Annotated in this window: 32 protein-coding genes and 1 pseudogene; 18 read left to right on the top strand and 15 right to left on the bottom strand. The window is 33.9% G+C overall.

The genetic code is table 11. The features are described 5' to 3' along the window. Position 1: 1 nt before the first annotated feature. Positions 2-1,258 carry a transcription termination factor Rho gene (rho, locus tag BHU68_RS07380; protein ID WP_069471524.1) on the bottom strand — a complete coding sequence of 419 codons (1,257 nt, stop codon included), beginning with the start codon at positions 1,256-1,258 and terminating at the stop codon, positions 2-4. 81 nt (positions 1,259-1,339) lie between these two features. Continuing rightward, positions 1,340-1,666: a thioredoxin TrxA gene (trxA, locus tag BHU68_RS07375; protein ID WP_069471525.1), complete on the bottom strand. Its 327-nt coding sequence runs from the start codon at positions 1,664-1,666 to the stop codon at positions 1,340-1,342. Positions 1,667-1,696: 30 nt separating this feature from the next. Between trxA and BHU68_RS07370 the strand changes: the two genes are divergently transcribed. Continuing rightward, positions 1,697-4,999, top strand: a complete 3,303-nt coding sequence (locus BHU68_RS07370) for an FAD-dependent oxidoreductase (protein WP_069472936.1) — start codon at positions 1,697-1,699, stop codon at positions 4,997-4,999. A 1,055-nt stretch (positions 5,000-6,054) separates the two neighbouring features. Here BHU68_RS07370 and BHU68_RS07365 read toward each other — a convergent pair. The 4 genes from BHU68_RS07365 to BHU68_RS07355 form a co-directional block, all read right to left on the bottom strand. Further along, a complete protein-coding gene (locus tag BHU68_RS07365) occupies positions 6,055-7,578 on the bottom strand; it encodes a class I SAM-dependent methyltransferase (protein WP_069471819.1) in 1,524 nt (507 codons plus the stop codon). Continuing rightward, a complete protein-coding gene (locus BHU68_RS07360; RefSeq protein ID WP_069471820.1) occupies positions 7,572-8,504 on the bottom strand; it encodes a hypothetical protein in 933 nt (310 codons plus the stop codon). The genes BHU68_RS07365 and BHU68_RS07360 overlap by 7 nt, the downstream gene beginning before the upstream one ends. A 73-nt stretch (positions 8,505-8,577) precedes the next feature. Then, the gene (locus BHU68_RS18035; protein ID WP_141698835.1) at positions 8,578-8,712 is read right to left on the bottom strand and encodes a type II toxin-antitoxin system VapC family toxin; all 135 of its coding nucleotides are present in this window, start codon (positions 8,710-8,712) and stop codon (positions 8,578-8,580) included. Positions 8,713-8,769: 57 nt separating this feature from the next. Then, positions 8,770-8,994 (bottom strand): hypothetical protein, encoded by a 225-nt coding sequence (locus BHU68_RS07355; RefSeq protein ID WP_069471821.1) that lies wholly within the window; start codon positions 8,992-8,994, stop codon positions 8,770-8,772. Between the two features lie 14 nt (positions 8,995-9,008). On the opposite strand from BHU68_RS07355, the gene BHU68_RS17615 reads away from it, so the two are divergent. From BHU68_RS17615 to BHU68_RS18030, 10 genes are all read left to right on the top strand, one after another. Then, positions 9,009-9,344: a hypothetical protein gene (locus tag BHU68_RS17615; RefSeq protein WP_171899513.1), complete on the top strand. Its 336-nt coding sequence runs from the start codon at positions 9,009-9,011 to the stop codon at positions 9,342-9,344. 90 nt (positions 9,345-9,434) lie between these two features. Then, entirely contained in the window at positions 9,435-9,578 is a 144-nt protein-coding gene (locus BHU68_RS17610; protein WP_216092923.1) for a hypothetical protein, read from the top strand. Continuing rightward, positions 9,560-9,730, top strand: coding sequence for a hypothetical protein (locus BHU68_RS17605; protein ID WP_216092889.1), 171 nt, complete (start codon positions 9,560-9,562; stop codon positions 9,728-9,730). Before BHU68_RS17610 ends, BHU68_RS17605 begins: the two co-directional genes overlap by 19 nt. 112 nt (positions 9,731-9,842) lie before the next feature. Further along, positions 9,843-11,048 (top strand): hypothetical protein, encoded by a 1,206-nt coding sequence (locus tag BHU68_RS17600; RefSeq protein ID WP_069471823.1) that lies wholly within the window; start codon positions 9,843-9,845, stop codon positions 11,046-11,048. 112 nt (positions 11,049-11,160) lie between these two features. Continuing rightward, a complete protein-coding gene (locus BHU68_RS07340) occupies positions 11,161-11,376 on the top strand; it encodes a BrnA antitoxin family protein (RefSeq protein WP_069471824.1) in 216 nt (71 codons plus the stop codon). A 288-nt stretch (positions 11,377-11,664) separates the two neighbouring features. Beyond that, positions 11,665-11,889 carry a hypothetical protein gene (locus BHU68_RS07335; RefSeq protein ID WP_069471825.1) on the top strand — a complete coding sequence of 75 codons (225 nt, stop codon included), beginning with the start codon at positions 11,665-11,667 and terminating at the stop codon, positions 11,887-11,889. A 10-nt stretch (positions 11,890-11,899) separates the two neighbouring features. Next, positions 11,900-12,262 carry a PIN domain-containing protein gene (locus BHU68_RS07330; protein WP_171900391.1) on the top strand — a complete coding sequence of 121 codons (363 nt, stop codon included), beginning with the start codon at positions 11,900-11,902 and terminating at the stop codon, positions 12,260-12,262. A 118-nt stretch (positions 12,263-12,380) separates the two neighbouring features. After that, positions 12,381-12,878, top strand: coding sequence for a hypothetical protein (locus BHU68_RS07325; protein WP_069472935.1), 498 nt, complete (start codon positions 12,381-12,383; stop codon positions 12,876-12,878). Between the two features lie 45 nt (positions 12,879-12,923). Then, positions 12,924-14,261 (top strand): hypothetical protein, encoded by a 1,338-nt coding sequence (locus tag BHU68_RS07320; RefSeq protein WP_069471563.1) that lies wholly within the window; start codon positions 12,924-12,926, stop codon positions 14,259-14,261. A gap of 71 nt (positions 14,262-14,332) precedes the next feature. Beyond that, positions 14,333-14,467 carry a hypothetical protein gene (locus tag BHU68_RS18030; RefSeq protein WP_256359149.1) on the top strand — a complete coding sequence of 45 codons (135 nt, stop codon included), beginning with the start codon at positions 14,333-14,335 and terminating at the stop codon, positions 14,465-14,467. Between the two features lie 72 nt (positions 14,468-14,539). Here the strand turns inward: BHU68_RS18030 and BHU68_RS07315 are convergent, their stop codons facing one another. Further along, a complete protein-coding gene (locus BHU68_RS07315; RefSeq protein ID WP_141699501.1) occupies positions 14,540-15,193 on the bottom strand; it encodes an HNH endonuclease in 654 nt (217 codons plus the stop codon). A 78-nt stretch (positions 15,194-15,271) separates the two neighbouring features. After that, a complete protein-coding gene (locus BHU68_RS07310) occupies positions 15,272-16,324 on the bottom strand; it encodes an AAA family ATPase (RefSeq protein ID WP_069471564.1) in 1,053 nt (350 codons plus the stop codon). Positions 16,325-16,448: 124 nt separating this feature from the next. Here BHU68_RS07310 and BHU68_RS07305 point away from each other — a divergent pair, with 124 nt between their 5' ends. Next, positions 16,449-17,738, top strand: coding sequence for a DUF6035 family protein (locus tag BHU68_RS07305; RefSeq protein ID WP_069471565.1), 1,290 nt, complete (start codon positions 16,449-16,451; stop codon positions 17,736-17,738). Positions 17,739-17,819: 81 nt separating this feature from the next. Here BHU68_RS07305 and BHU68_RS07300 read toward each other — a convergent pair whose 3' ends face one another. Next, positions 17,820-19,307 (bottom strand): DUF2779 domain-containing protein, encoded by a 1,488-nt coding sequence (locus BHU68_RS07300; protein ID WP_083234985.1) that lies wholly within the window; start codon positions 19,305-19,307, stop codon positions 17,820-17,822. A 305-nt stretch (positions 19,308-19,612) separates the two neighbouring features. Here BHU68_RS07300 and BHU68_RS07295 point away from each other — a divergent pair, with 305 nt between their 5' ends. Continuing rightward, positions 19,613-19,804, top strand: a complete 192-nt coding sequence (locus tag BHU68_RS07295) for a hypothetical protein (protein ID WP_069471566.1) — start codon at positions 19,613-19,615, stop codon at positions 19,802-19,804. Here the strand turns inward: BHU68_RS07295 and BHU68_RS07290 are convergent. Then, positions 19,778-19,987, bottom strand: coding sequence for a hypothetical protein (locus BHU68_RS07290; RefSeq protein ID WP_069471567.1), 210 nt, complete (start codon positions 19,985-19,987; stop codon positions 19,778-19,780). The two genes, BHU68_RS07295 and BHU68_RS07290, sit on opposite strands and share 27 nt — an antisense overlap. Beyond that, complete coding sequence (locus BHU68_RS07285; RefSeq protein ID WP_216092678.1) at positions 19,974-20,192, bottom strand: BrnT family toxin; 219 nt, start codon at positions 20,190-20,192, stop codon at positions 19,974-19,976. Before BHU68_RS07285 ends, BHU68_RS07290 begins: the two co-directional genes overlap by 14 nt. Before the next feature lie 74 nt (positions 20,193-20,266). On the opposite strand from BHU68_RS07285, the gene BHU68_RS17235 reads away from it, so the two are divergent. The 5 genes and pseudogenes from BHU68_RS17235 to BHU68_RS07270 all read left to right on the top strand — a co-directional run bounded on the left by BHU68_RS17235 (position 20,267) and on the right by BHU68_RS07270 (position 22,857). Continuing rightward, positions 20,267-20,428: a hypothetical protein gene (locus tag BHU68_RS17235; RefSeq protein ID WP_171899617.1), complete on the top strand. Its 162-nt coding sequence runs from the start codon at positions 20,267-20,269 to the stop codon at positions 20,426-20,428. A gap of 321 nt (positions 20,429-20,749) precedes the next feature. Further along, positions 20,750-21,619, top strand: a complete 870-nt coding sequence (locus tag BHU68_RS07280) for an AAA family ATPase (RefSeq protein WP_216092677.1) — start codon at positions 20,750-20,752, stop codon at positions 21,617-21,619. Positions 21,620-21,676: 57 nt separating this feature from the next. Next, positions 21,677-22,030 (top strand): annotated as a pseudogene (locus BHU68_RS16400) (DUF4276 family protein); the annotation flags it as partial. A gap of 306 nt (positions 22,031-22,336) precedes the next feature. Further along, entirely contained in the window at positions 22,337-22,546 is a 210-nt protein-coding gene (locus tag BHU68_RS07275) for a hypothetical protein (RefSeq protein WP_069471568.1), read from the top strand. Beyond that, positions 22,546-22,857 carry a hypothetical protein gene (locus BHU68_RS07270; protein WP_069471569.1) on the top strand — a complete coding sequence of 104 codons (312 nt, stop codon included), beginning with the start codon at positions 22,546-22,548 and terminating at the stop codon, positions 22,855-22,857. The genes BHU68_RS07275 and BHU68_RS07270 overlap by 1 nt, the downstream gene beginning before the upstream one ends. Positions 22,858-23,042: 185 nt before the next feature. Here the strand turns inward: BHU68_RS07270 and BHU68_RS07265 are convergent, their stop codons facing one another. The 4 genes from BHU68_RS07265 to BHU68_RS07250 are packed head-to-tail and all read right to left on the bottom strand — an operon-like array spanning position 23,043 to position 24,551. Then, on the bottom strand, positions 23,043-23,261 hold the full coding sequence (locus BHU68_RS07265) for a type II toxin-antitoxin system HicA family toxin (RefSeq protein ID WP_069471570.1): 219 nt from the start codon (positions 23,259-23,261) through the stop codon (positions 23,043-23,045). Next, the gene (locus BHU68_RS07260; protein ID WP_069471571.1) at positions 23,261-23,455 is read right to left on the bottom strand and encodes a type II toxin-antitoxin system HicB family antitoxin; all 195 of its coding nucleotides are present in this window, start codon (positions 23,453-23,455) and stop codon (positions 23,261-23,263) included. Before BHU68_RS07260 ends, BHU68_RS07265 begins: the two co-directional genes overlap by 1 nt. A gap of 51 nt (positions 23,456-23,506) precedes the next feature. Further along, complete coding sequence (locus BHU68_RS07255; protein ID WP_069471572.1) at positions 23,507-23,911, bottom strand: 6,7-dimethyl-8-ribityllumazine synthase; 405 nt, start codon at positions 23,909-23,911, stop codon at positions 23,507-23,509. 13 nt (positions 23,912-23,924) lie between these two features. Further along, positions 23,925-24,551, bottom strand: coding sequence for a riboflavin synthase (locus tag BHU68_RS07250; protein WP_069471573.1), 627 nt, complete (start codon positions 24,549-24,551; stop codon positions 23,925-23,927). Between the last annotated feature and the right edge of the window lie 15 nt (positions 24,552-24,566).

Genomic DNA, 24,566 nt, shown 5'->3' with positions numbered 1-24,566 from the left:
ATTATCGTTTCATAGAATCAAAAAATTCATTATTAGTTTTAGTGACTTTAAGAGGATCTAATAAAAATTCCATCGCACTGATTTCATCTTTTGAATGCAGAATTTTTCTTAATATCCATATTTTTTGTAACTTGTCGGCTGGGATAAGTAATTCTTCACGGCGAGTGCCTGAACGGTTAATATTAATGGCAGGATAAATACGTTTTTCAGCAATCTTACGATCAAGATGAATTTCATTATTACCTGTTCCCTTAAATTCCTCATAAATCACATCATCCATACGTGATCCTGTATCAATTAAAGCTGTAGCAATAATAGTTAAACTTCCACCTTCTTCAACATTACGCGCTGCACCAAAAAAACGTTTAGGGCGATGTAAAGCATTAGCATCAACCCCACCAGTAAGCACTTTACCTGAACTAGGCACTACAGTATTATAAGCGCGAGCTAAACGAGTAATCGAATCCAATAAAATGACCACATCTTTTTTATGCTCAACTAAACGTTTAGCCTTTTCAATAACCATTTCAGCCACTTGTACATGACGAGTAGCAGGTTCATCAAAAGTACTTGAAACCACCTCACCACGCACTGAACGTATCATCTCTGTCACTTCTTCAGGGCGTTCATCAATTAACAATACAATTAAATAACACTCTGGATGATTAATCGCAAGAGACTGAGCGATATTTTGCAACATCATAGTCTTACCAGACTTAGGCGGTGAAACGATCAAACCACGTTGCCCTTTACCAATTGGTGCCGCTAGATCAATTATACGTGGAGTTAAATCTTCAGTGCTACCATTACCCACTTCCAATTCAAATCGTTTATTAGCAAATAACGGGGTTAGATTTTCAAATAAAACTTTATTTCTGGCTAACTCAGGTGCTTCAAAATTAATTTCATTGACTTTTAATAAAGCAAAATAGCGTTCACCTTCTTTTGGTGGGCGAATTTTACCAGAAATGGTATCACCAGTACGTAAACTAAATCTGCGTATTTGGCTTGGAGAAACATAAATATCATCAGGTCCAGCCAAATAAGAACTATCGGCAGAGCGTAAGAAACCAAAACCATCTTGTAAAATTTCTAATACGCCATCACCAAAAATATCTTCACCCTTTTTAGCATGTGCTTTTAACAAAGCAAAGATTATATCTTGTTTACGGGAGCGTGCAGTTCCTTCTAAATTTAAAGACTGAGCTAATGACATTAGTTCAGCGGCGGATTGTTTTTTTAATTCTGTTAGATTCATAATCATATGATTAAAGGGGGTATAAGCGGAAAGATATTTTTAATACCCACAAGATGTGGGCGAGAATAGAGGAATGGAATTCTATGAATTACTATCTAAAAATGCTGTTAATTGTGATTTAGAAAGCGCACCAACTTTAGTTGCTTCAAGTTCACCGTTTTTAAATAAAATTAAGGTAGGAATACCACGCACACCATATTTAACAGGTGTTTTAGGATTGTCATCAATATTTAACTTGGCAATTTTGACTTTACCTACATATTCTGAAGCAACATCATCTAAGATTGGGGCAATCTGTTTGCATGGGCTACACCAGTCAGCCCAATAATCAACTAATACTGGTATTTCAGATTTGAGTACATCTTCTTCAAAAGAACCATCTGTCACTTCGATGATATGTTCATTCATAATATTTCCTAAATTGAATAATTAATAATTATGCCTACAATAAAAATGAATTTTAGTGATTTTACTTTTACTAAAATGTTTGAACCAGATACACTTTATAGTATCGATCAACAGTTTTTAAATTATTTAAAGGCTGAAAATCCTGCAAGATATATTGATTTACTGGCTTATCGTCATGAGCAACACAGCTTTACAACTGTAGAATTGAGCGAATTACTGATAGATTGTGCAAAAACACTAGAAGTTTTTTTGGTTGAGTTTTTCGACATTTCTAAAGAAATGCAAGGCTCACGCCAGCAAACTAATGTAAATAATCCAATTTTTTATTTTAAAAAATGGTTTGTACTGCGTCGCGCACGACGACGTTTGAAAAAATCATTAGAAAACAACTTTACCACATTAACAAAATGGTTAAATGAACAGTTACCTGTTATCAGTGAATTAACTGTTGCGCAATTAGGGCAACAATATTTAGCTGATAAAGAAACATACGCGGATGACATTGAAAAACTTACACAATGGTGTGTTCATGCCTTAACTAACCCAGATGCACAAGCCTATGTGCAAAATTGGGTCAGTTTCCGCTTACCACAACCCATAGATCATAATAAATTAGTTTCTACTACAGAAATAAAGCATCGTCGCCAACGTCAAGATTTTAAATTAACAGATCAGCGCATGTCATTACTGCAAGTAGAAAATGAAATTAATTATTGTATTTACTGTCATGATCGTGATGGTGATTTCTGTTCTAAAGGTTTTCCAGTAAAAAAAGCTCGATATGATTTAGGGTTCAAAACTGATCCTTTGGGTAATACTCTTACAGGCTGCCCATTAGAAGAAAAAATATCTGAAATGCAGCTACTAAAACGCGATGGTAATACCATTGCCGCTTTGGCTATGGTGATGTTAGATAATCCTATGTGCCCAGTAACTGGACATCGCATATGTAATGATTGCATGAAAAGTTGTATTTATCAAAAACAAGAACCTGTAAATATTCCACAAATTGAAACCCGCGTACTTACTGATGTCTTAGAATTACCTTGGGGTGTAGAAATTTATGACTTACTAACTCGCTGGAATCCTCTGCGACAACAACAATGGGTTGCTAAACCGTATAATGGATTAAAAATCCTTATAGCCGGATTAGGCCCTGCTGGTTTTACCTTGGCACACCATCTGTTAATGGAAGGTTGTGCCGTTGTAGGTATAGATGGACTTAAAATTGAACCCTTACCAGATCAATTTCTTAAACATCCTATCAGAAATTATTCTGAATTAAAAGCAGAATTAGACAATCGTATCACAACTGGCTTTGGTGGTGTTGCTGAATATGGCATTACAGTACGTTGGGATAAAAATTTTTTAAGTTTAATTTATTTAACTTTATTACGTCGCCCTTATTTTCAAGTTTATGGTGGTGTGCGGTTTGGTGGCACTATAACTGTAGAAAAAGCATGGTCATTAGGTTTTGACCATGTTGCGATTGCGGTTGGTGCAGGTTTACCACAAGCTTTAGCTATTCCAAATAGTTTAGCCCCCGGAATGCGTCAAGCGGCTGATTTTCTTATGAGTTTACAGTTAAGTGGTGCCGCTAAAGCTGATAGTTTGGCTAATTTACAAGTACGTTTACCGGCAGTGGTAATTGGTGGCGGTTTGACTGGAATTGATACTGCGACTGAGGTTCAGGCTTATTATTTAGTACAAATTAAAAAAATTAAAGCTCGTTATGAGAAATTAGGTAGCAAAGTTCGTGAACATTTAGATGCGGCTTCACTTGAAATATTAGATGAATTTTTAAGTCATGCAAAACAATTGGAAAGCACAGATGATATACAAGGTTTAATACATAAATGGGGTGGAGTTACTGTTGCTTATAGACGCAGTATGCAAGAATCGCCTGCTTATAAAAGTAATCATGAAGAAGTCGCAAAAGCATTAGAGGAAGGTATTTTTTATGCTGAGTCTGTTGAACCTAAAAAGGTCGAATTAGATAAATATGGACATGTAAAAGCCTTAGTTTGTCAGCGTGGTGATGAAGAAATTGTATTAGCGGCAAAGGCGATTTTTGTAGCCACTGGTGCTAAGCCTAATGTTGCTTATGAATTTGAACATCGTGGTTCATTTGAACGCGAAGGCTTATTTCAATATCAGCCTTATGAAAATATAGATGGTAAATTAGAAGCGGTTTCAAATATTGCTAATTGTAAAGACAAACAATTTGGTCCATTTACTTCACAAGCTCGCGTCACATTTATTGGTGATACTCATCCAGCATTTCATGGTAATGTTGTAAAAGCAGTAGCTTCTGGTAAACGCACTTATCCACATATTATGAAATCGCTTGAACATATTAAACCTGACAGGTTTTTAAAACCTGTCAGGTTTGACGACTTAGAAACCAAAATAGAACAAATTCAGCATCATGGCGATAATATTATTGAACTAACAATTCGCGCCCCATTAGCGGCACAACAATATAAGCCCGGACAATTTTTCCGTCTCCAAAACTTTGAAACCTATGCACCAATTATAGAAAATACTCGCCTGCAAACAGAACCGTTAGCGATGCGCTGTGCTGGAATTGATCGAGAAAAAGGTACTATATCATTAATGGTAATGCAACAAGGAGCAAGTTCACGTCTGTGTAGTATTTTTCGCCCCGGAGACCCTATTTCATTAATGGGACCAACTGGAACAAAAACTAATATTCCTAATGGTGGCGAAACCATTATGATAATTGGCAATAATTTGGCAGCGGCAGATATTCGTACAGTGGCACCTGCATTAAAAAAGGCAGGAAATAAAGTCCTATATGTTGGCAACTTCCAACACCAAAATGAAATTTATCGTCAATCAGAATTAGAAGCGGCAACAGACGCTATAGTATGGATTACTGCTGAAGGTGAACCGATTAAGAAAAATCGTCCACAAGATTATAGTGCCACTGGTGAATTATTAGATGTACTAATCAACTCAACAATTGCCTTAGAAGAAGTAACTAGTGTTATAATAGTTGGTGATTATAAGTTGATACGCAAAATACAAGATGCTAGAAAAGGCATATTAAAGCAATATTCACCGAAATTTACAGCATCAATACATGGTCCAATGCAGTGTATGCTAAAAGGCGTATGCGCCCAATGCTTACAATGGCAAATTGATCCGAAAACTGGCGAAAGAACTAAAGCGGTATTTTCCTGCTCATGGCAAGATCAACCATTGGATATTGTGGATATTGATAATTTGCAAGAGCGGCTTAGTCAGAATCGTTTGTCAGAACAGATTAATAATTTGTGGGTGGAGTCTTTGTTGACGATTAAAGGATAAATAAGGTAATAATTAGTACAACGGATTTACTTCACTTCGTTTCGTTACTTCGTTTACGGAATAAACGGATTTTTTTATACAATCACAGCATAAAAATAATTCAATATAATCAATATTATATTGAATTAAAACAATAATTTCAATCTTTTTTATAATGTTTCTGGCATTAAAGATGACATTTGAAGACGTAGTAACTTTCGTTGATTGCTTTCTGGATGCAGAATATTATGTCGATACGTATAAATATTTTAACATATTTACATAATATTAAGTACAGCGAATTACGTGGATAAACAAATTATTTAAATTAAACTTTATTAGTTTATCCACGTAATTCGTTGTACTTATTTTTGTTAATAAACTTTTGCGTACCTACTTATCTAATTTTTTGACATGATCGTCTTTATTCTCCAACAAAATTAAATTAATCAGCTTGGCTGATTGTACAACTAAAGGGCTATGTGAAGTAACGATAAATTGGATGATTTTTCTTTGCCATGCAGGGGCTTCGGCTAAGGAGTTTTGATTATTGATTCAGCACGCTTAGCTCCATTTTTAGCTGCGTAATCTGTTTGTAGCAACCATTCCTCAGCATTAATTAAAGTAACTTCATCAGAAAATAGACTTGCGGTATCATCTTCATGATTTGATTCTGAGAACCCATTCTTCTGGAAGTTCCATAGCCATAGATGTTAGCATGATATTTATTTATGGTTGCCTCGTATTTTGCTCCTGCTCATGGCATGATCAACCATTGGATATTGTGGATATTGATAATTTGCAAGAGCGGCTTTGCAGGAATTGAGTCTTTGTTGAAGCAAGAGCTAGTATGAATATTTATCGTTAGCTTGCGCTGACTTAGAACCCTTCTGTGAGCCGATCATATCTACAGATGTGTAGACTCGCCGTTGACACTCACCTACCTGCCCGACATTGCCGTTTTGGCAGCCGAATGGTAGCTCTAGCTTCGCATGATTTACGACCTGTAAACCAAGGTTCAATTCATTTTAATGAGGAACAAACGCCGCTTTATTTTGTCCGATTGCAGCGCCTTGTTATGCGCTTTTTGCACCATACACTTCATCATAATATTTATTTAGTTTTATCAAATCATCATCTGCAACATCACATTGCTTTGATAACAATAAAATCCTTTTTACTTCATCAGTAATTTTACTCAACATCTTTTCTTTAGGAATGATTATCGGTATTTTTTTAATGTAGTTTGCTGAATTGTTTGTGCTGGCATTTATTGTTCTTATTAGATCATTACAAGCAATACTATTAAATAACCCGAGAAGAAAATAAATTAAATTTTCATACTTCTTGTTAGGGAATATGCCAACAATAGACTGATCAAAGAGTCTGCCATCTATTAATGATCCGGTAATTGAAGACGAAGACACCATTGGTACCCCAATACCCTGATGAAAATAATATTGAGCGTTTTGAAATCTTGCTCGTTTTTTATTTGCTACTTTATAATCGTAAATTGCTTCTTCACTCCAATCCATGAACCACTCAGAGTGTTTATAAAACCTCCTATTTCCACCTTTCACAATTGGCACCCAACAAGATGAATTGCTGAGTCCATTAAGTGGAGGGCATATGGATAGATCATCATTGCAAACATCATCACTGTTGATAATGGCATATTTTTTAATCCCCCTTGTAACAGATTCTGAGCGTCTTAAATATTTACCATCATTACCAGAATAAAACCCAGTAACAACTGAACATATATCTCCAACTTTCAAGGTCTTTGTGCTTAGGGTTAAATTAATCCAACTTTTAGAGGGAAGGAAAAATGCACTTGATGGATTGTTACTAACTTGGCAATATGACAGACGGCAAATTTCGTATTTTTTGCGTTGTTCAGTTAATAACTCTGGCAATTCTTTGGGTGATTTAAGACCATTATAGACAGGAAAGTCATAAGAATAACTTGGTGTTTTATTAACAATTGAGATAATACTCAACCCCGCATAACCAAAGTTTACACTAGGAAAAAAGTTAGAAGGGAATAAAACAATTGATTCTATTTCATAATGTCTAAGTAATTCTTTCCGCAAGCCTTCATGCATGTGAAGGGTCAAATATGTATCTGGTATGATAAATACAAGACGACCATTATCTTTTAGCAATTCCATTGCTTTAATTAAAAAAAGTCCATATGTCTCTTTCACATATAACTGTGGGTAATCATTTTTTAATTGTTTTCTTTTCTCTGGTGACTGGTATGCTCCGTAAGGAGGATTAGCTATTACTCTATCAAATTTATCAAAATTCAACTGAAACGCTAACAAAAAATCTTCTTGCTCAATCTGGATATTTGAAATACCCAAATATTTACTTTGTAAAATATTTACGCTATCACTATTCAGCTCGTAAGCTGTAATATGGGGAATGCCATCTATCTTCCTTAACCCGTCAATAAAAACGCCCTCACCAGCACAAGGTTCAAGAACCGACATTTCTCCATAACATTGCAAAAGACCTATCATGTACGAAGTAATGTAATTACAGTTTGTATAGAAAGCTTGGAACTCATCCTGCTTTCGTTTTGCTAGAGCTACCATGATAGATACTTAACCAAATCATTTTCATTAAAGTGTGTCAAAGTATCCTGATCTAGGTCTTTTTCCCATTCTATGTTTGCAGCAATCCATGATGCAATATCAAAACCTGAATAAGTTTCTATTTGAGAGTACGTCTCATTTCCGCAATAAACGTCCCATACTTCTGATTTTTTTAGTATTTGCAAATAGTGGTTGTTATCATCCTCTTCCGTTCGAACAAAGAGTAAACACTCGTTATTTTCACTAAGAATATTTTTGTAAATCGAAGCGACTAATAATAGTCTATTAGTGTTCCCCTTTTCGTTAGATTGAAAGCCACTTTTAAAATCTACATTATAATTTTTTCCATCTATCCTAAAATGCAGATCTAACTCAAGCTTAATTTCTCCTGAAGTTACAAGGCTCCATACTTTGTCATAATACTTGAGAAGTTGGTTCTTTTCCAATTCTGATAAACTTATATTTTCTATATACTCACGAATTTCTTGCTGTAGCTGCTCCCTGACTTCTGAAAAAAGAGGGGGTTCGACTAATTCAACATCATCTCTGGCTGGAAAATCAAAACAATTCTTACAAAATGGCTCCCATAACTCACCTATCCTACGGGCAAATGCCATATACTCATATGGCCATGTTCGATTTCTATATTCAATCATAATGACGTATGAACAATAAGTGATCATTAAAATATTATTCAGAATTTCTGTTTTAGACCATGATTGAGCTATCGAACGCTGAATAATGATTGTTCTTAGAGTTTGAGCTTTATCTTTGATTGCCTTGTTAATAGCTCTTGCTCTCTTTTTAAAATCGCGCTCGCCATGTATTTTAATAATTTCACCATAAGACTCTGCTGCTCTATCTCTCAGATAGTGCAGGATCACCTCTTTTTGCTCATATAATCTTCTATTAATATTCATTTCCATACTTCTTTCTCTATATGTATCTATTGGCGCAACCGAGTTTATCCATATCTGATATAGGTTTTCCTATTTTTCTTTATATAGCTTTTATTTTTCCAAAAATAGCCCAAACTTCTTTATCAACTGACAAAGGCAGAATAGCTTGTTTGAAAATCTTAATTTGTTCTAAGTTATATTCTTTTCTTTGTGAATTTTCTGCACCAAATATCAATTATCCTAATGTTCACCCATATATACTGTGGCATTATTTTTAATAGAATTAATAATTTCAAGCACTTTTTTTTCTTGCTTTTTTAAGGCATTTAAGCAATAAATACGCTTTAATATCTCTAATCCATTGTTCTGAATCCGCATCCTCATTTGGATATTTGGTTTTCGTTATAGATGCTAAGATATTTTCTCTTTGTTCTTTAGTCATTTGCGGAAGTTGGCTATTTTCTGGTTTTTTTTTGCATCTATGAAAGTTTTTTTCAGATAATTCTTTAGTTTTCATCTTAACCTCTGTGCTTGTCTTTAAATGTTGTTGAATTAGGTGATTTTAATTTTACTAAAATGTTTGAACCAGATACACTTTATAGTATCGATCAACAGTTTTTAAATTATTTAAAGGCTGAAAATCCTGCAAGATATATTGATTTACTAGCTTATCGTCATGAGCAACACAGTTTTACAACTGTAGAATTGAGCGAATTACTGATAGATTGTGCAAAAATACTAGAAGCTTTTTTGGTGGAGTTTTTCGACATTTCTAAAAAAATGCAAGGCTCACGCCAGCAAACTAATGTAAATAATCCAATTTTTTATTTTAAAAAATGGTACTGCGTCGCGCACGACGACGTTTGAAAAAATCATTAGAAAAAAATTTTACTACATTAACGAAATGGTTAAATGAACACCATTGCCGCTTTGGCGATGGTGATGTAAGATAATCCTATGTGCCCAGTAACTGGACATCGCATTTGTAATGATTGCATGAAAAGTTGTATTTATCAAAAACAAGAGCCTGTAAATATTCCACAAATTGAAACCCGCGTACTTACTGATGTCTTAGAATTACCTTGGCACATCATCTTTTAATGGAAGGTTGTGCCGTTGTAGGTATCGATGGACTTAAAATTGAACCCTTACCAGATCAATTTCTTAAACATCCTATCAGAAATTATTCAGAATTAAAAGCAGAATTAGATAATCGTATCACAACTAGCTTTGGTGGTACTATAATTGTATAAAAAGCATGGTCATTAAGCTTTGACCATGTTGCGATTGCGGTTGGTGCAGGTTTACCACAAGCTTTAGCTATTCCAAATAGTTTAGCCGGTAACAGTTGCTTATAGACGCAGTATGCAAGAATCGCCTGCTTATAAAAGCAATCATGAAGAAGTAGCAAAAGCATTAGAAGAAGGTATTTTTTATGCTGAAGCAGTTTCAAATATTGCTCATTGTAAAGACAAACAATTTGGTCCATTTACATCACAAGCTCGCGTCACATTTGTTGGTGATACTCATCCAGCATTTCATGGTAATGTTGTAAAAGCAGTAGCCTCAGCTAAACGCACTTATCCACATATTATGAAATCGCTTCAGAGTATTAAACCTGACAGGTTTGACGACTTAGAAACCAAAATCGAACAAGTTCAGCGTCATAGCGACAATATCATTGAACTGACAATTCACGCCCCATTAGCGGCACAACAATATAAACCCGGACAATTTTTCTGCCTCCAAAACTTTGAAACCTATGCACCAATAATAGAAAATACTCGCTTGCAAACAGAACCCTTAGCGATGCGCTGTGCTGGAATTGATCGAGAAAAAGGCACTATCTCATTAATGGTAATGCAACAAGGAGCAAGTTCACGTCTGTGTAGTATTTTTCGCCCCGGAGACCCTATTTCATTAATGGGACCAACTGGAACAAAAACTAATATTCCTAATGGCGGCGAAACCATTATGATAATTGGCAATAATTTGGCAGCGGCAGATATTCGTACAGTAGCACCAGTATTAAAAGAGGCAGGAAATAAAGTCCTATATGTTGGCAACTTCCAACACCAAAATGAAATTTATCGTCAATCAGAATTAGAAGCGGCAACAGATGCTATAGTTTGGATTACTACTGAAGGTGAACCGATTAAGAAAAATCGCCCCCAAGATTATAGTGCCACTGGCGAACTACTAGAAGTACTAATCAACTCAACAATTGCCTTAGAAGAAGTAACAAGTGTTATAATAGTTGGTGATTATAAGTTGATACGCAAAATACAAGATGCTAGAAAAGGCATATTAAAGCAATATTCACCCAAATTTACAGCATCAATACATGGTCCAATGCAATGTATGCTAAAAGGCGTATGCGCCCAATGCTTACAATGGCAAATTGATCCTAAAACTGGAGAAAGAACTAAAGCGGTATTCTCCTGCTCATGGCAAGATCAACCATTGGATATTGTGGATATTGATAATTTGCAGGAGCGGCTTAGTCAGAATCGTTTGCAGGAAGTGCTTAATAATTTGTGGGTGGAGTCTTTGTTGACGATTAAAGGATAAATAAGGTAATAATTAGTACAACGGATTTACTTCACTTCGTTTCGTTACTTCGTTTACGGAATAAACGGATTTTGTTGAGAAAGTTAAGCAACTAAAAATGAGGCAAAGAACTATGCGTAAAGAATATGATTTTTCAAATGCCAAAAGAGCAAACCATGTACCCCATCTATCAAAATTACAATCCGAGACTAAAGATAAAACTTGTGTTGTGATCATGTTAGATAATGAAGTTCTCCAAAGTTTTCGGGAAAAAGCTGAAGCTTATGGATTAGAATATCAAACACTTATTAACCAGACACTAATGGCAATGGGACAACGCATGAATTAATTTTTACCTGAAACTCTATTTAATAATTCAATAAATACTTCTTTGGTTAGTAACCGTATTTTATTAGCGGCAACTGATGCTATTGTGTGGATTACTACAAATCGCCCACAAGACTGCCACTTACGAACTATTATATGTACTAATCAACTCAACAATTGCTTTACAAAAAGTAACAAGTGTTATAATAGTAGGTGATTATAACTGAATACAGTATTTTGCTGATCATGGCATGATCAAGCATTGGAGATTGTGGGTTGAGTCTTTATTAAACCAAGAGCGAGTATAAATATGGCAACTTTATCTATTGATGGAATTGATGAAAAAATAATAACTAAATTAGAAGTCAAAGCAAAACGCTTTAATATTGATATTAATAAATTAGTGATACAGTTCATTAATATTGGTATCAATAACCATGAGCTAACTAACTCACCTAGTATTAATTCTCTATTTGGTCTAATTCCATCATCAACTGATGGTCTGGAATTACAAAATGCTATGCGAGAAGAATAAAAGATGCGTAGTGTTATATTTGATAGAAGGCAGATCAGAACTCATTAACTTAAAAAATGAAATTGCCCAAGGAAAGCTGGTACCAGTATTAACACCAGTAGTTTTTGCTGAAGTGTTAGGATGGCAGGAAATTACTCCAACAGAAGAAAAGGCAATCAGAGAATATTTTGCTTCTCTTGAAATGTTACCAATCAATATGGAACACTGGGAACAAATTATTTCATGGAGAAAGCAAGGAGTTAAAAAGAAAATGCCTGATTTACTCATTGCTGCTATTTCTAAAAAGTCCAATTATCCCGTACTAACAAGAAATGTAAATGACTTTAATAAATTAGGTATAGAAGTAGAAAATCCTTGGAAGGAGAATAGTTAAATATGCTAATGGTTCTGGTTAGTATCAATCAACGGTTTTTAAATTTAAAAAATGGTTAAGTACTACAAAAGTAAAGCATCGTCGCCAACGTCAAGATTTTAAATTAACAGATCAGCGCATGTCATTACTGCAAGTACAAAATGAAATTAATTATTGTAATGGTGATTTCTGTTCTAAAGGTTTTCCAGTAAAAAAAGCTCGATATGATTTAGGGTTCAAAACTGATCCTTTGGGTAATACTCTTACAGGCTGCCCATTAGAAGAAAAAATATCTGAAATGCAGCTACTAAAACGCGATGGTAATACCATTGCCGCTTTGGCTATGGTGATGTTAGATAATCCTATGTGCCCAGTAACTGGACATCGCATTTGTAATGATTGCATGAAAATTGAACCCTTACCAGATCAATTTCTTAAACATCCTATCAGAAATTATTCTGAATTAAAAGCAGAATTAGACAATCGTATCACAACTGGCTTTGGTGGTGTTGCTGAATATGGCATTACAGTACGTTGGGATAAAAATTTTTTAAGTTTAATTTATTTAACTTTATTACGTCGCCCTTATTTTCAAGTTTATGGTGGTGTGCGGTTTGGTGGCACTATAACTGTATAAAAAGCATGGTCATTAGGCTTTGACCATGTTGCGATTGCGGTTGGCTTGACTGGAATTGATACTGCGACTGAGGTTCAGGCTTATTATTTAGTACAAATTAAAAAAATTAAAGCTCGTTATGAGAAATTAGGTAGCAAAGTTCGTCAACATTTAGATGCGGCTTCACTTGAAATATTAGATGAATTTTTAAGTCATGCAAAACAATTAGAAAGCACAGATGATATACAAGGTTTAATACATAAATGGGGTGGAGTAACAGTTGCTTATAGACGCAGTTTACAAGAATCACCTGCTTATAAAAGTAATCATGAAGAAGTCGCAAAAGCATTAGAAGAAGGTATTTTTTACGCTGAGGCTGTTGAACCTAAAAAGGTCGAATTAGATAAATATGGACATGTAAAAGCCTTAGTTTGTCAGCGTGGTGATGAAGAAATTGTATTAGCGGCAAAGGCGATTTTTGTAGCCACTGGTGCTAAGCCTAATGTTGCTTATGAATTTGAACATCGTGGTTCATTTGAACGCGAAGGCTTATTTCAATATCAGCCTTATGAAAATATAGATGGTAAATTAGAAGCGGTTTCAAATATTGCTCATTGTAAAGACAAACAATTTGGTCCATTTACCTCACAAGCTCGCGTCACATTTATTGGTGATACTCATCCAGCATTTCATGGTAATGTGGTAAAAGCAGTAGCTTCAGCTAAACGCACTTATCCACATATTATGAAATCACTTGAACATATTAAACCTGACAGGTTTTTAAAACCTGTCAGGTTTGACGACTTAGAAACTAAAATCGAACAAGTGCAGCGTCATGGCGATAATATAATCGAACTAACAATTCACGCCCCATTAGCGGCACAACAATATAAACCCGGACAATTTTTCCGCCTCCAAAACTTTGAAACCTATGCACCAATAATAGAAAATACTCGCTTGCAAACAGAACCGTTAGCGATGCGCTGTGCTGGAATTGATCGAGAAAAAGGTACTATATCATTAATGGTAATGCAACAAGGAGCAAGTTCACGTCTGTGTAGTATTTTCCGCCCCGGAGACCCTATTTCATTAATGGGACCAACTGGAACAAAAACTAATATTCCTAATGGTGGCGAAACCATTATGATAATTGGCAATAATTTAGCAGCGGCAGATATTCGTACTGTGGCACCTGCATTAAAAAAGGCAGGAAATAAAGTCCTATATGTTGGCAACTTCCAACACCAAAATGAAATTTATCGTCAATCAGAATTAGAAGCGGCAACAGACGCTATAGTATGGATTACTGCTGAAGGTGAACCGATTAAGAAAAATCGCCCACAAGATTATAGTGCTACTGGAGAACTACTAGAAGTAACAAGTGTTATAATAGTGGGAGATTAACAAGATGCTAGGAAAGGCATATTAAAACAATATTCACCGAAATTTACAGCATCAATACATGGTCCAATGCAATGTATTCATGGCAAGATCAACCATTGGATATTGTGGATATTGATAATTTGCAGGAGCGGCTTAGTCAGAATCGTTTGCAGGAGCAGATTAATAATCTGTGGGTGGAATATTTATTGAAGCAAGAGAGTATCTAATATTAATTCTATTGCTTGATTTAATTTTTTTTGTACAATCACAGCATAAAATAATTTAATATAATCAATATTTTATTCATTAATAGCACCAAATTTAACTTCTGTTTCTAAATCAATCAACTCATCATCCCATAACTTATTTTTGATAAACAGTTGTTTAATTTTGGCATGACTTTCTTCATGCAAAATCACCGTTGCCGCCGTCGCACTAAATTCATATTGGCGCGTACCTTCTCTCATTAAATTTTTTAAGGTTTCAATAATTCTATTTCTTCTTCTGGTTGATGAACTGTTACCATTGTCATATTCAGTGGTGAGTTCTAATAAAATTTCTAGTTGTTCAATTAGTTCCACTCCAATTTCAAAGCGTTTTTTGACTAAACGTTCCCTATTATTTAAACCAATAACCTCAATCGTCATCTGTCCTAAGTCAGTTTTATTATAAAATCTATAAGCTCTTAAAATTAAATGTGATTTAGGATTATCTTTGATCGGATGAACTATAGGTTCTTTTTTGGTGTCATGATTAGCTTTATTGACATTACATCTTTTACAAGCCGGCAATAAGTTATCCCAGACGATAACTTTATCGGGATAGTAACTTTTCGGATGAAAATGTTCTATTTCTAAATAATTACTTGTTTCCGTAAGCTTACATTCACAATAGGGAAGACATTTCCAATAATGCTTTTTTAATGTAAGGTTTTTTCCAAACCGCAGTGCCATTTTTTTTATAAAGTGCTGTCAGTTCTTGTGTTACATCTGGTGTTAATTCGGTAGGTTTTGGCGTAGCTGGTAATCTAATCATGTTTTTGGCATTAAAGATGACATTTGAAGACGCAGTAATTTTCGTTGATTACTTTCTGGATGCAGAATCTTATCTAATTTATCATAAGCAATTTTTGCATTAGCATAATCTTCTTTATCTAAGGCTTTATCAAATTGTTTTATCAACGTTAAATAATTTTCTGACTGCGTTTTTTCGCCTAAACCCATTAATTCATCTAAAATTTCCTCAACGCTCCAACCTTGGTAAGTTGTGAATTGTGATCGTAATATTTTGACATGATCGCCTTTTTTCTCCAACAAAATTAAATTAATCTGGTTGGCTGATTGTACAACTAAAGGGCTATGTGAAGTAACGATAAATTGGGTGTTAGGAAATTGAAGAGTCAAAAATTGGATGATTTTTCTTTGCCATGCAGGGTGCAAGTGCAAGTCAATTTCATTAACCAATACAATAGCTGCTTCGGCTAAGGGATTTTGACTGTTTGGATAACGATCAAAAAGTCGTTTAGCCAAATCCACCACCCAAGCAATAGTTGTTTGATAGCCATACCCAAGTTCTGAAAAACGAATCCAACCGTAATCAGTTTGAACTTCTACAAAACTGTTTAAATTTTCAGTGGTGGTAAAACGGAAATTGCTGACATCTGGTAAAATACCACTGGTTAAAACTTGTTTGATTTTGGCTAACCTTGATTCAGCACGTTTGGCTCCATTTTTAGCCGCGTAATCTGTTTGTAACAACCATTCCTCAGCGTTAATTAAAGTCACTTCATCAGAAAATAGACTTGCGGTATCTTCTTCATGATTTGATTCTAAGAATGAACTTTCTCCCATTCTTCTGGAAGTTCCATAGCCATAGATGCTAGCATGATATTGTTTAGCTAAACACCTTAAAAGCGTAGTTTTACCAGTGTTATTATCTCCCAAAATCACAGTCCATTGTGCCGGCAAACCATTACCATCAGATAAATCTAAGGTTTGCTCTCCTTTAAAACATTTGACATTTTCAATGGTTAAAGATTTCAAATAAGCCTGTTTTGGTGTGTGGGTTTGAAGTCGATTGTTCATCTTAATTATTTATGGTTGCCTCGTATTTTTTTATCTAACAAATTAGTTCGCTGGAATAAGTGGCATTGATATATTAATATTATTAATATAATATATTTTTAACTCAAAAGATATTGGAATTGATATGAAAAGACAAATTCAAGAGCTTTTAAATCTCAAATATGGCAATGAACTCAATGCAAATGATATTTTTGCACAGCCTGAAGATAAGATTTTTGAACTGAGAAGAAAATTGACAGAATGTGACAAAAACAATGAAGATTATATTGTTTGCAGTTTATGCTATCAGCCAGTTTATATCGCCGGGACTCGAAATGGAGAGTTTTTTTTCAAACACCGTCACGAAAGAGGCGACTGCCCTATAAAAACTAAGGGCAAATACAACCAAGAAGAAATAAATCGAATGAAATACAATGGCGTTAAGGAAAGCGAGAGGCATAAAGAACTAAAAGATTATATCTATAATTCTCTCATTTCTGATAGTCGATTTAGTTCAGTAAGGCAAGAAAAAACTATTAAATCCACTGGTATTCAAAAGGAGTGGAAAAGACCAGATGTTTCGTCAATTTTTGGTGATAAAAAATTAGTTTTTGAAATACAACTATCTACGACATATCTTAATGTAATCGTCGATAGGGAATCTTTTTATCGTAAAGAAGGTATTTTTATCTTATGGGTTTTCGATCAATTTGAGATTCATCGTTTTACAGAGAAAGATATATATTATGCAAATAAATGCAATGCTTTTGTTATTGACGATAAAACAACAGCGGAATCAGAACAACGGGGTGAACTTATTTTTCGTTGTTATTATAAATTTCCATATATTAACAATGGAAAAATTCAATACAAATGGAATGATCAATTAGTAACATTTGATGATCTTTGTTTTGACTATGAAACATTCAAAGTTTATTATTTTGATTTGGATCAAGAAGAGGAAAAAATAAGAAAAGAGCTTCTTGTAAAAGACTTTGAACAATATTGGTTAACTCGTACCGACTGTGGCTGGGAAAAAAGATCATTGCTTGATAGTGAGTTTTGTAAGAAGTTTTCAAATAATGAAATTTATCTTGACCATTTTAATGAACCTTTAGAACACATTTTAAACGCGCTTTACTCGGTAAAATTTAGAAAAATGATTGGTTATGAATTTAAAAGTTTTATTTCTTTAGCTCATAATATATTGGAATACAGAAAACAATTTACAAGAGTTTTTTTATGGGGATTGGCTGTTTATAAACTAAAAGAAGAAATTCTTAATTCGGATAAAACAGATAAATTTAGACAGAAAGTAGATCGATATAAGGATAGAATTAAGAATAATGATCCAGCCTACAAACAAGAAAAAAAATATGATGTGTTGTTCTCAACATTGTTTCCAGAATTAAGAGAACATCTAAAAAACAAGTGATAATTACTATAGCAAGCATAGAATGGGTAGAATGTCAGCGATACGCAGTCAACGCTGCTGTACTAAACCCATTTAAAATTTTCAATTAATTGTTTCCTTTAATTTCTTTAAAATTTTCACCATTGCTAAAGTATCAAGTTTGCAATATTCAAGTAGTGCATCCCTATGTTGTACTACTTTTTCTTTATTCTCAATATCACTAAGTTTTGCATAAATTTGCATAGCTTCCTTACCGTTTTGTACACAATCAAGATCTTTATAAGACTTTGTAATTTCAGGTACTAATGCTTGTAGTACATACTTAATAGAATAACTTCCTTTCATGGCTGGAGTATAATAATATTTGGATTTAAAAGGTATCATCAGATCTTTAATATTATTATGTATCATGCATAGATCATCACGAAATTCTTCATATTCTTTAGCTAATTTATCAATTATTGCTTTTTCAAAACTCATATTATAAGCTAATACAGTTACATTTCTTGGTATATCTTCTACTAATCTTTTTGCGATCTCATATCGTGGGTCAATTCCTTCTTTAGCCAGAAACTCTTTATGCTCTAATTTTCCATCCTCATACTCTATATGAAGAGAATATTGAAAAGGTAGTTGTGCATATGGCTTAACACCTTCCCATTGTGGTACAGCTTGCTGAAATGTCTCAAAATCAAGATAATAGATCGGATAAGTTAGAGTATCTATAAACTTTTTTATAGCTACTTTATCTATCATCGTTTTATTGTTGCATTCACTTTCAATTTGAATCCGTTGAGATTCTGAAAATGGACTATAATCTGTTATTTGTTCAAAAGTGATTATACCATCATTATAAAGTTTAAACTTCTTGTTTTTGCGAAGTCCTGATATATCAAATATAGAGTTTTGTGGTATATGTTTCCAACAATAATCAATCCCATCACAATCATAAGGAATATTACAATGAACTCCTATCTCTATATTAGGTTCATTGTCCTTATCATCTAAAAACTTCTCAAAATAATTTAATTTTTCTGGAATATCTTGTTGAAGTTTAATGACTTTATCTTGTATATCTACAATAGAAAAAAGTTCATTTATATCTAATTCATCACCTTTAATATACTCTTTATTAAGATGAACTATACAAGTACGATCTATTTTATAACCAAGATTATCAAGTACATAATATTGAATAGAAACATCATCAATGTACACATTTTTATTTTTAATACTTGTAGAGCTTTTTACTTCAAAAATTTCTACATTACCATCACTATTTATATGGAGTATATCAACAATAATAATTATGCCATCATACTCAAATGTAGCTTCATAGATATTTGTAGCACCTTTACTTAACCATTCTTTTGTAAGTTTTGCTTTTTCTTCAAAAGTTGTACCAACATCAGGTACATTTTTACCATTAGGAAAGAGCTTACAAGCCAAATTTCCTACAAGATTTCCCGTATCAAAAATAGCTTCTGTACTACTTGATGGTGGAATTAAAACATCTTGTTTATATTTTTTTAGCCAAAGTGCTTTTATACATTGTCTACCTCTAATATACAGAGATTTAGATAGGTGCATTAATTTTCCTTTAATAAATTATCGATAGTGCCTAAAAAATGTTTTTCAACTCACATTTTTTTGGCTGCAAAGAGTTATAATTATAACATACTGCTTAAATTCGCGTGTCTGCGGCTCTGCTGTCTTAAAAGTAGTTTTCAACTCATGTCCCGAATTCATCTTTTTGGGATTAGCATGAGCTACCCAATTACGATAGGTATAAATGTTGTTATAATAGTGGGTTGAGTCTTTTTTAAACCAAGAGCGAGTATAAATATGGCAACATTATCTATTGATGGAATTGATGAAAAAATAATAACTAAGTGATGTTACGCACAACTCTTCTAACCTTGATATATCCTGTAGGTTGGGTTAAATTAGAAATCAAAGCAAAACGCTTTAATATTGGTATCAATAACCACGAGCTAAGCAACTCAGCTAGTGTTAATTCTCTATTTGGTATAATTCCATCATCAACTGATGGTCTGGAATTACAAAATGCTATGCGAGAACAATAAAAGATGCGTAGTGTTATATTTGATACCATCTTCAGATGGAAACGCCTTCGCTACTTCTGGAGTCAGAAGAACTATATTATGATCCTCATTGTAATCTTCATAGTATTTTCCACGAACACCAACGCCTAAATCTTCTCGTTTGTATTCTGCTCTCATATCGTCATTATCTTTAACCTTCTTCATAAATATTTCTCTCATGTTTTTGCATAAGGCGTGCGCTGATAATTCGTGTTGAACCATTTCGTTCAGTATGAGACACAATAATCATCTTTCTGGTTCTGGTAGTACCAAATGTTAGTGATCTGTCTTCATAAGTGGAATGATCTGGATCATCAAAGGTAATTACCAACGGATCGCCAAAAACCGATACTGCTTCTTGAAATTCCATGTTTTTTCAGATTATTTGCAGCCTTCCGGTTATCCCATTCAAATTTCACTTATTACCCCGTTTTTGAACAATTTATGAAACATCCTATCATAAATTATTCAGAATTAAAAGAACAATTAGATAATCATATCACAACTGGCTTTGGTGGTGTAAAAGCCTTAGTTTATAAGCATCGTCAAGGCTTATTTAAAAGCCAGATACAAAGTTTATTACTCGCCTGCAAACAGAACCCTTAGCAATGCGCGGTGCTGGAATAAATAACAAGTGTTATAATAGTGGGTGATTATAACTGAATACAGTATTCTCCTGCTCATGGCAAGATCAACCATTGGATATTGTAGATATTGATAATTTACAAGAGCGGCTTTGCAGGAACAGATTAATAATTTGTGGGTGGAGTCTTTATTAAATAAAAAATGCTAAAATAAATACAAATAACAGGTTTTAAATCCATTAAACAAACCAAGTTATCACTTAATAAAATTAATGTCTTAATAGGTGCTAATGGTGCTGGTAGATTACAATTTTATATTGGACATTCTGGTGGTGCGAATAGCTTGTTACATTATGGTATTAAAACCACATTGCAAATAGCGGCACAATTGCGGATTGAAACCACAAATGGAGATAATATCTATGGTTTCAATCTTTCATACGCGCCAGTTAATCGCATGATAATTGAAGAATCTATTAATTTTAAACCAAGTAAAATTGGTGAAGAAAGTGCTTTAATAGATGATAAACTTATGCGAGATGATATTGGTCATTATCGAGTTTTTCATTTTCATGATACTTCAGAAACTGCCCAAATGCGTAGCAGTTGTGATATTAATAATAATCGAGTGTTGTTAAATGATGCTAGTAATTTAGCGGCTATTTTGTATAAATTACAACAAACACAAGCACCTTATTATCAAAGAATAATAAAAACTATTCGTAAAATATCACCTTTTTTTGATGATTTTTTGTTAAAACCTTTAACAATTAACCCTAATCAAATTCAACTACGCTGGCGAGCGCGTGATTCAGATTACGAATTTGGACCACATCAATTATCTGATGGTAGCTTACGGACTATAGCACTAATAACATTATTATTGCAAGATGAAAATAATTTACCGTCATTGATTATATTGGATGAACCAGAATTAGGGCTTCATCCTTATGCTATAAGTTTAATAGCGGCATTAATTCGTAGTGCATCTATATATACGCAAATCATTTTATCGACTCAATCCACGAATTTCTTAGATGAATTTGAGCCTGAAGATGTGATAGTTGTAGAACAGCGGCAAGGCAAATCTTTATTTAAACGTCTGAATATGGAACAATTAAGTTTATGGCGTGAAGATTATACTCTTAGTGAACTGTGGGAAAAAAATGTCATTGGCGGGAGTCCATCTCGATGCCCGTTGTGTCGCAACTAGCCGTAAAGCTGGACGAAAATATAGCGGTGGTGGTATTAGTAGGAGCTAGATCAGGTAAAAATTTTAGAAACAAGGTTTTTTGAAGAAATAAATGATTATCGTTTCATACCTTATATTCAAATCCATGAATTTGAAGCACTATTATTTACTGAACCTAAAAAATTTGCATCAATTTATCCAAATAGACAAGCCGAAATTCAACAACTAATAGATATTAGATCACAATTTAACTCTCCTGAAGAGATTAATCAAGGAATTGAAACAGCTCCTTCTAAGAGAATTAAAGCCATTTTGCCAGAATATGATAAAAAAATTGCTGGTTCTCTGATTGCTTTAGAAATTGGTTTAAAAAAAATATGTGACGAAAACCAACATTTTAAAGAATGGATTGAAAAATTGAAGGTAATCTGAGATTGAATAGATAAATATGGACATGTAAAAGCCTTAGTTTGTCAGCGTGGTGATGAAGAAATTGTATTAGCGGCAAAGGCGATTTTTGTAGCCACTGGTGCTAAGCCTAATGTTGCTTATGAATTTGAACATCGTGGTTCATTTGAACGCGAAGGCTTATTTCAATATCAGCCTTATGAAAATATAGATGGTAAATTAGAAGCGGTTTCAAATATTGCTCATTGTAAAGACAAACAATTTGGTCCATTTACCTCACAAGCTCGCGTCACATTTGTTGGTGATACTCATCCAGCATTTCATGGTAATGTGGTAAAAGCAGTAGCTTCAGCTAAACGCACTTATCCACATATTATGAAATCACTTGAACATATTAAACCTGACAGGTTTTTAAAACCTGTCAGGTTTGACGACTTAGAAACCAAAATCGAACAAGTTCAGCGTCATTCCGATAATATAATCGAACTGACAATTCACGCCTGTGTAGTATTTTCCGCCCCGGAGACCCTATTTCATTAATGGGACCAACTGGAACAAAAACTAATATTCCTAATGGCGGCGAAACCATTATGATAATTGGCAATAATTTGGCAGCGGCAGATATTCGTACAGTAGCACCAGTATTAAAAGAGGCAGGAAATAAAGTCCTATATGTTGGCAACTTCCAACACAAAAATGAAATTTATCGTCAATCAGAATTAGAAGCGGCAACAGACGCTATAGTTTGGATTACTGCTGAAGGTGAACCGATTAAGAAAAATCGCCTCCAAGATTATAGTGCTACTGGCGAACTACAAGAAGTAACAAGTGTTATAATAGTGGGAGATTAACAAGATGCTAGAAAAGGCATATTAAAGCAATATTCACCGAAATTTACAGCATCAATACATGGTCCAATGCAGTGTATTCATGGCAAGATCAACCATTGGATATTGTGGATATTGATAATTTGTGGGTTGAGTCTTTATTGACGATTAAAGAAGGATAAAGTAGGGGCAATCCTTTTATGATTGCCCTATAACCACAAAAGTTTTTTAAATTCTTGAATTGTTAAACCAGCGTCTTTTATAATACTGCCCATTGTATAAGCATTAATAGGATTTGCTCTTGGTATTGTAATAATACGTTCTCCATCTGTCATGGTAACATGCTTACCTTGTCGTGCAATCTCAAATCCAACTTTTTTAAATACTCTAACTGCCTGTTGATGATTAATACCTGATAATTTAGGCATTATGCAAGTTCCACATAACGAAGTTCCTCTTCTTCAATTAACTCATCTCTCACAATCAAATAACTTTCTATAGCATCTTTAATATTCTCTAATGCTTCTTCTTCAGTATCTCCTTGTGACCAACAGCCGGGTAAACCCCGACATGATACTGTATAACCTTCTTCATTTTTTTTTATACTAACTTTATATCTCATAATTTGTTCTCACTAGCACTTTCTAACATTATCATGCCAGATAATATTTTTTTATTCGCTCAGCATTTCTTTGACTGCTGCTACTGCTGCTACTGCATACGGTCTAACTCTTGTAGGAATTTGGTTGGGTAAGATTTCTGGACCGAGAATTCCTACACCAATTGGCTTCATAAGTTCTAACTGAAGATTTATTATTGCATCAACTACTGAGGTTGCCATAACAAGACCATGTTTTGTTTCACCACTTTCTATGATACCTAGAGCAACAGCACCATCTATTTCAGAATTTAATAGTAGTCTTTTCAATGCTAGAGGTTTTTCCATTGACCCCGGAACCCACTTTATTTCTACAATATTTAAATCATGTTGTTGTGAAAACTTTTTAACTTCATCAAGCATTTCATCAGCTTCATTTTTATGAAATGATCCGAGAACAACAGCGATATTTTTTTTCATATATTACTTTCCTTTATGATGTTATTTTTGATTCATTAAGATACCGTTCAACAGTATCTACAATTGATTGTGTTTGGCTATCTATTTCAAGGTTGACATCCTCATTTATCTTTTTGAGTCCAAAAGTTGTATTTCTTAAGGTTTCTGGGATAAATGAAACTTTAATGCTTTTATTGACTGTATCAACATCAACTACGGTTAAGCTTGCTCCATTAAGTGAAACAAAACCTTTGGGGAATAGATATTTTATAAGTCTTTCCGGAACACGAAAATACATGACACAATTGTTTTGATTTGATTTATCTATCTTTGTTATTTGTGCTTTTCCGTGGACATGCCCGGAAACAATATGACCACCAATTTCATTTGCATATTTTAATGATCTTTCGATATTAACATTTGAACCTTTTTCTAAAAGACCTAATGTAGTGCGTTCAAGAGTTTCTTTCATTGCATCAAAGTAAATATCTTCCCCGTCAATTTTGGAAACTGTCATACATACCCCGTCAATTGACACACTAGCCCCAATATTAAGATCCCTTGACAAACCACCATTTAGCAAAACAGAAAATGATTGAAAATTTTCAAGTTTATTAATGTTAGATACGATAGAAAAGCCATCAATAATGCCAGTAAACATTTTTATACTCCTAAT

It is taken from the genome of Candidatus Marithrix sp. Canyon 246 (assembly GCF_001723685.1).
GTDB lineage: Bacteria > Pseudomonadota > Gammaproteobacteria > Beggiatoales > Beggiatoaceae > Marithrix.
Note: the sequence above shows the minus strand (reverse complement) of the source record. Positions and strands in the feature narration are given on the sequence as shown.